The 5,695-nt window shown below is 73.2% G+C and carries 1 protein-coding gene; it reads left to right on the plus strand.

Annotated elements, in window-relative coordinates; translation table 11 throughout:
* A partial coding sequence (locus IO33_RS0141670; protein ID WP_031174293.1) for a non-ribosomal peptide synthetase occupies positions 1 to 5,695 on the plus strand: 5,695 nt, incomplete at both ends.

Raw genomic sequence — 5,695 nt, forward strand, 5'->3', positions numbered from 1 at the left:
ACCGCTCGGGTGACCTGGTCCGCTGGAACAAGCAGGGCTCCCTCGAATACCTCGGCCGGGCCGACCAGCAGGTCAAGCTGCGCGGCTTCCGCATCGAACTCGAAGAGATCGAGACGGCCCTGGCCGGCCACGACGGTGTCAGCCAGGCGGTCGTCACCGTGCGGGAGGACCGGCCCGGGGACAAGCGGCTGGTCGCCTACCTCGTGGCCGCCGAGTCCGGTCTCGACCTGGGCGACCTGCGCCGGCAGGCCGCCTCGGCGCTGCCCGAGTACATGGTCCCGTCGGTCTTCGTGCCGATGGACGCGATCCCGCTGACCAGCAACGGCAAGGTGGACCGCAAGGCCCTGCCCGCGCCTTCCGCGAGCCAGGACACGGCCGTCGGGCGCGCCCCGCGCACCCCCGCCGAGGAGGTGCTGTGCGGGCTGTTCGCGGAGATCCTCGGACTGCCGGACGTCACCATCGACGACCACTTCTTCCACCGGGGCGGCCACTCCCTGCTCGCCACCCGGCTCATCAGCCGGATCCGGCAGGCCTTCAGCGTGGGCATCACCGTCAAGGACCTGTTCCAGGGGCCGACCCCGGCCGCGCTGGCGGAGCTGGTGGAGCTGCGCAGCGGGGAGGACGTACGGCGGCCGGTGCTGCGGGAGGTGGCGCGGCCGGAGCGGGTGCCGCTGTCCTTCGGGCAGCGCAGGCTGTGGTTCCTGGACCAGCTGGAGGGGCCCTCGGCGACGTACAACATCCCGCTCGCGCTGCGGCTCACCGGTGCCGTGGACCTCCAGGCGCTGCGGCTCGCGCTGACCGACACCGTCGTCCGCCACGAGAGTCTGCGGACGCTGTTCTCGGCGGCGGACGGGGAGCCCGGGCAGGTGGTGCTGCCGGCCGGGGAGATCCGCCTGGACCTGCCGGTCACCCCGGCCGAGGAGCACACCCTGGACGCGCTGCTCGGCGCGGAGGCGGCCCGCACCTTCGACCTGGCCGCCGAACTCCCACTGCGCGCCAGCCTGTTCAGCACCGGCGCGCAGGACCACGTCCTCCTCGTCGTCATGCACCACATCGTCTCCGACGGCTGGTCCACCGCCCCCTTCCTGCGCGATGTGGCGACCGCCTACACCGCCCGGGTCGAGGGCCGGACGCCCGAGTGGGAGCGGCTCCCGGTCCAGTACGCCGACTACGCCCTCTGGCAGGAGGAGCTGCTCGCGGCGGACGGGGAGCGGCAGGCCGAGTTCTGGCGGCACACGCTGGGCGAGCTGCCCGAGGAGGCCACCCTCCCGGCCGACCGGCCGCGTCCGGCGACCGCGAGCTTCAGGGGCCGTACGCACGGCGTGCAGTGCCCGCCCGCGCTGCACGAGGCGCTGACCCGGCTGGCCCGGGAGACCGGGACGACCCTGTTCATGGTGGCGCAGGCCGCGGTCGCGACCGCACTGGCCCGCTCCGGCGCCGGTACGGACATCCCGATCGGGGCGCCGATCGCGGGCCGCACCGACCAGCGCCTCGACGACCTGGTGGGCTTCTTCGTCAACAGCCTGGTGCTGCGCACCGATGTCGACGGGGACCCGACCTTCCGCGAACTGCTCGACCGGGTCCGGGAGACCGACCTGGCCGCCTGGGCCCACCAGGACCTGCCCTTCGACCGGCTCGTCGAGATCCTCAACCCCGAGCGCAGCACCGCCCGCCACCCGCTCTTCCAGGTGGCCCTCACCCTCCAGGACGCGGCCAAGCCGGTCCTCGAACTGCCGGGGGTGCACACCGAGTCGGGCTTCACCCCGCTGGAGATCGCCAAGTTCGACCTGACCTTCTCCTTCCACGAGCACCGGGCGCCCGACGGCCGGCCCGACGGCCTGGACCTGGCCATCGAGTACGCGACGGACCTGTATGACGCCCGGACCGTCGAAGGGCTCGCGGACCGTCTGGTACGGCTGCTGGAAGCGGCGGTCGCCGCGCCGGACCTGCCGGTCGGGCAGCTGGAGTTCACCGGCCCCGAGGAGCGGGAGCGGCTGCTGGAGCTGGGCGCCGGAGCGGTCACCGACGGCGCTTTCCCGGACGCGGGCCTCGCGGAGCTGTTCGCCGCGCAGGTGGCCCGGACGCCGGACGCGATCGCGGTGGCGTCCGAGGAGCGCACCCTCACCTACGCCGAACTCGACGCCGAGGCGGACCGGTTCGCGCAGCGGATCGCCGGCCTCGGGGTCGGCCCCGAATCCGTCGTCGCCCTGATGATGGAGCGCTCGGCCGACCTCCTGGTCGCCATGCTCGCGGTCGTGAAGGCGGGCGGCGCCTACGCGCCCCTCAACCCGGCCGACCCGGACGCCCGCCACATCCAGATCCTCGACGAGCTCGACGCGCCGGTGCTGATCACCGACCGGGCGCTGGCCGACCATCCGCTGGTCACCAGGGCGCAGGCCCGGGACCTCGTCGTCGACCGCAAGGAGCTCGACGGCCGCCCCGCGACGGGGCACACCACCGCCACCCACCCCGACCAGTGGCTGTACGTCATGTTCACCTCGGGCTCGACCGGCGTCCCGAAGGGCGTCGCGGTCACCCACCGCAACGTGGCCGACCTGGCCCGCCAGCGGATGTACGCGGGCGGCGGCCACCAGCGGGTCCTCTTCCACTCCCCGCACACCTTCGACGCCTCCACCTACGAGATCTGGGTGCCGTGGCTGACCGGCGGCACGGTCGTCGTGGCGCCCCGGGGCCACCTGGAGACCGGCACGCTGGGCGAGTTGCTCACCCGGCACTCGATCACCGGTCTGTGGCTGACGGCGGGACTGTTCCGGGTGATGGCCGAGGAGGTGCCGGAGGCCTTCGCCGGGGTCCGGGAGGTGTGGGCCGGCGGTGACGTCGTCTCGCCGGAGGCGGTGCGGCGGATCCAGGAGAACTGCCCGGACACGACCGTCGTCAACGGCTACGGGCCGACCGAGACCACCACCTTCGCCGCCACCCACCGAGTCCGCCGCCCCTACGACCTCCCCGGCACGATCCCGATCGGCGAGGCCCTCGACAACCACCGCCTCTACGTCCTCGACTCCGCGCTCCGGCTCGTTCCGGCCGGCGCGCCCGGCGAGCTGTACATCGCCGGGGCCGGTCTGGCGCGCGGCTACGTGGGCCGCCCGTCGCTCACCGCCGAGCGGTTCGTCGCCGACCCGTACGGGGAACCGGGCACCCGGATGTACCGCACCGGGGACCTGGTGCGGTGGAACCACGAGGGCTCGCTGGAGTACCTCGGCCGGGCCGACCAGCAGGTCAAGCTGCGCGGCTTCCGCATCGAGCTCGGCGAGATCGAGGGCGCGCTGACCGCGCACCCGGCGGTCGTCCAGGCCACGGTGATCGTCCGCGAGGACCGGCCCGGGGACAAGCGGCTCGTCGCCTACCTCGTGACCGCCGGGGACGGCGTGGACCTCGGCGACCTGCGCCGGCACACCGCCGCGGCGCTCCCCGAGTACATGGTCCCGTCGGCCTTCGTCCTCCTCGACGCGATTCCGCTCACCGCCAACGGCAAGATCGACCGGCGTGCGCTGCCCGCCCCCCAGGTCATCCACGACGTCATCGGACGCGCCCCGCGCAACCCGCAGGAAGAGGTCCTGTGCGGCCTGTTCGCGGCGGTCCTCGGACTCCCGTCGGCCACCATCGACGACCACTTCTTCCACCGCGGCGGCCACTCCCTGCTCGCCACCCGCCTCATCAGCCGGATCCGCCAGGCCTTCGGCGTGCAGCTCGGCGTCAAGGACCTGTTCCGGCACGCGACCGTGGTCGCGCTGTCCGAGCGGATCACCGAACGCATCGCCGAGAGCAGCGGCGAGCTTCCCCGGGCCGCGCTGGCCCGTGCGCAGGAGCGCCCCGAGCGCGTCCCGCTGTCCTCCGCGCAGCAACGGCTCTGGTTCCTGGACCAGATGGAGGGCCCGTCGGCGACGTACAACATCCCGATGGCGCTGCGGCTGACCGGTTGCGTGGACGTCGAGGCGCTGCGGCAGGCCCTGACCGACCTCGTCACCCGCCACGAGAGCCTGCGCACGGTCTTCCCGGTCCACGACGGCAAGGCCTACCAGTCGGTGCGCGAGCCGGAGCCGGTGGACCTGCCGGTCCTCCCGGTCACCCCGGACACGCTCGCCGCCCGGCTGGCCGAACTCTCCGCCACCACCTTCGACCTGGCATCCAGGATCCCGCTCCGGGCCGGTCTCTTCCGGCTGGGCGAGCGCGAGCACGTCCTGCTCCTGGTCATCCACCACATCGCCTCCGACGGCTGGTCCAACGCGCCTCTCTTCCGCGACCTGTCCGCCGCCTACGCGGCCCGCACCGAGGGCCGGGCACCCGGCTGGGAGCCGCTGCCCGTCCAGTACGCCGACTACGCGCTCTGGCAGCAGCAGCTCATGGCGGACGACGAGGAACGCCAGCTGGGCTTCTGGCGCGAGGCGTTGAGCGACCTGCCGGAGGAGGCCACCCTCCCGGCCGACCGCCCGCGTCCGGCGACCGCCTCCAACCGGGGCAGCACCCACACGGTCCACGGGAGCGCCGGACTGCACACGGCGCTCACCGCGCTGGCCCAGGACACCGGGACGACCCTGTTCATGGTGGCCCAGGCCGCCGTGTCCGCCCTGTTGGCACGGTCCGGGGCCGGGTACGACATTCCGCTCGGCTCCCCGGTCGCCGGCCGCACCGACCAGCAACTGGACGACCTGGTCGGCTTCTTCGTCAACACCCTCGTCCTGCGCACGGACCTGAGCGGCGACCCGAGCTTCCGGGATCTGCTGCACCGCGTCAGGGAGGCCGACCTGTCCGCCTGGAACCACCAGGACCTGCCCTTCGACCGCCTGGTCGAGATCCTCAACCCGGAGCGGACACCGGCCCGGCACCCCCTCTTCCAGGTGATGCTCACCCTCGGCGACACCGCCGCCGAGGCGCCCGAACTCCCGGGCCTGACCACGGCGTACGAGTTCTCCGAGGTGGAGATCGCCAAGTTCGACCTCACCTTCGGCTTCGCGGAGCAGCGGAGCGCGGACGGGGAACCCGGCGGCCTGGACATCACCGTCGAGTACGCCACCGACCTCTACGACGCGAGCACCATCGAGGCGACCGCCGACCGGCTCGTACGACTGCTGGAAGCCGCCGTGGCCGCCCCCGAGCTCCCGGTGAGCGACCTGGAGTTGCTGTCCGGCGGCGAGCGGGAGCTGCTGCTGGAGCGGTGGGCGGGCACGGTCACCGAGGGCGCCGGCGCCGGGCTCGGCGAGCTGTTCGCCGCGCAGGCGGCCCGGACCCCGGACGCCTTCCAGGACCGGTCGGTGGACGCGGTGATCGGCACACTCGCGGTCGTCAAGGCCGGTGCGGTGTACGTCCCGCTCGACACCCGGTACCCGATGGAGCGCGTCCAGCTCATCGTCGAGCAGTCCGCCGTCGACTTCTTCGTCACGGACCGCGATCCTGGGGCGGTACGGCTGCCCGAGGGCGCCAAGGTGATCCCGAGCGGGGCGACCTCCGGGGCGGAGGACGATCCCGCGGTGCGGGTCCACCCGGACCAGCCGGTGTACGCGATGTTCACGTCCGGCTCGACCGGAGTGCCGAAGGGCGTCGCCGTCACCCACCGCAACGTGGCCGACCTGGCCCGCCAGGAGATGTACGCGAACGGCAACCACACCCGCGTCCTCTTCCACTCCCCCATGGCCTTCGACGCGTCCACGTACGAGATGTGGGTGCCCTGGCTGAC

Origin of the sequence: Streptomyces durhamensis (assembly GCF_000725475.1) — a bacterium.
GTDB lineage: Bacteria > Actinomycetota > Actinomycetes > Streptomycetales > Streptomycetaceae > Streptomyces > Streptomyces filipinensis.